Source organism: Dietzia sp. DQ11-71 (assembly GCF_014144995.1).
In the GTDB taxonomy this organism is placed as follows: Bacteria; Actinomycetota; Actinomycetes; order Mycobacteriales; family Mycobacteriaceae; genus Dietzia; species Dietzia kunjamensis.
The window spans coordinates 1-1690 of sequence record NZ_JAALDT010000516.1 but is presented as its reverse complement, the minus strand read 5'-3'; the positions used below and the strand labels follow the sequence as shown (position 1 = coordinate 1690).

At 67.4% G+C, this 1690-nt stretch carries 1 protein-coding gene; it reads left to right on the top strand.

The window, feature by feature from the left end; genetic code table 11:
* On the top strand, positions 1-1600 hold a 1600-nt coding region (locus G6023_RS15480), incomplete at its 5' end, for an ABC-F family ATP-binding cassette domain-containing protein (protein WP_187700255.1).
* Between the last annotated feature and the right edge of the window lie 90 nt (positions 1601-1690).

The window sequence follows — 1690 nt, the reverse complement described above, 5'->3', positions numbered from 1 at the left end:
CGGCGTGCGCACCCTGCTCCACATGGACGGGTCCTCGCTGCGGGTCCAGCCCGGCGACCGGATCGGCCTGGTGGGACGGAACGGCGCGGGTAAGACGACGACGATGAGGATCCTCGCCGGCGAAGGTGAACCCTACGCCGGGAAGGTCGTCCGGACCGGTGACCTGGGATATCTTCCGCAGGACCCGCGTGAGGGCAACATGGACCAGCTCGCGCGCAGCCGGGTCCTCTCCGCCCGCGGGCTGGACGTGATCATGACCGACATGACCGCCGCGCAGGAGCAGATGGTCTCCGCACCGGACGACAAGGCCATGGACAAGGCCGTGCGTAAGTACGGGCGCCTCGAGGACGAGTTCTCCGCCCGCGGCGGGTACGAGGCCGAGAGCGAGGCCGCCCGCATCTGCAACAGCCTGGGGCTGGAGGACCGGATCCTCACCCAGAATCTGGGCACCCTGTCCGGCGGTCAGCGCCGCCGCGTGGAGCTGGCGCGGATCCTGTTCGCCGCCTCCGACGGTGCCGGCAAGTCGCAGACCATGCTGCTGCTCGACGAGCCCACCAACCACCTCGACGCCGACTCCATCACCTGGCTGCGCCAGTTCCTCGAGAAGCACGAGGGTGGGCTGATCATCATCTCCCACGATGTCGAGCTGCTCGAGGCCGTGGTGAACAAGGTGTGGTTCCTCGACGCCGTGCGCGGGGAGATCGACGCCTACAACATGGGGTGGAAGAAGTATCTCGACGCCCGCGCCACGGACGAGGCCCGGCGCCGACGTGAGAAGGCGAATGCGGAGAAGAAGGCCTCGCAGCTCAAGATGCAGGCCGCCAAGCTGGGCGCCAAGGCCACCAAGGCGGCCGCCGCCAAGCAGATGATCCGGCGTGCTGACGCCATGATCGACAATCTCGACGAGGTCCGCGTGGCCGACAAGGCCGCGCGGATCAAGTTCCCCACTCCCGCGGCCTGTGGCAAGACGCCGCTGTTCGCCAAGGGCCTGACCAAGATGTACGGCTCGCTCGAGGTGTTCGCCGGCGTGGACCTGGCGATCGACAAGGGCAGCCGCGTGGTGGTGCTGGGCTACAACGGTGCCGGCAAGACGACGCTGCTCAAGCTGCTCGCCGGTGTGGAACGCACCGACGGCGAGGGCGGCGTCGTCTCCGGGCACGGGCTCAAGATCGGCTACTTCGCCCAGGAGCACGACACCCTGGACATGGACGCCAGCGTGTGGGAGAACATCCGCCACGCCGCGCCGGACGCGGGGGAGCAGGAACTGCGCAGTCTGCTGGGGGCGTTCATGTTCACCGGCCCCCAACTCGAGCAGCCGACAGGCACGCTCTCCGGCGGTGAGCGCACGCGTCTGGCGCTGGCCGGGCTGGTGTCCTCCGCAGCCAACGTCCTCCTGCTCGACGAGCCCACGAACAACCTGGACCCGATCTCCCGCGAGCAGGTCCTCGATGCTCTACGGACGTACGAGGGTGCGGTCGTGCTGGTCACCCACGACCCCGGCGCCGTGGAGGCGTTGGAGCCGGAGCGGGTCATCATTCTGCCGGACGGCACGGAGGACCTGTGGAGCCAGGAGTACATGGAGATCGTCGAACTCGCGTAAATTCTTCTAGTAAAATTGGCTTCATCTGAGAATGGTGTTGTCGCTCGTTTACCGGCTCTTCGCATCTGAGCGTGGGGTCAGGTCCGTAGC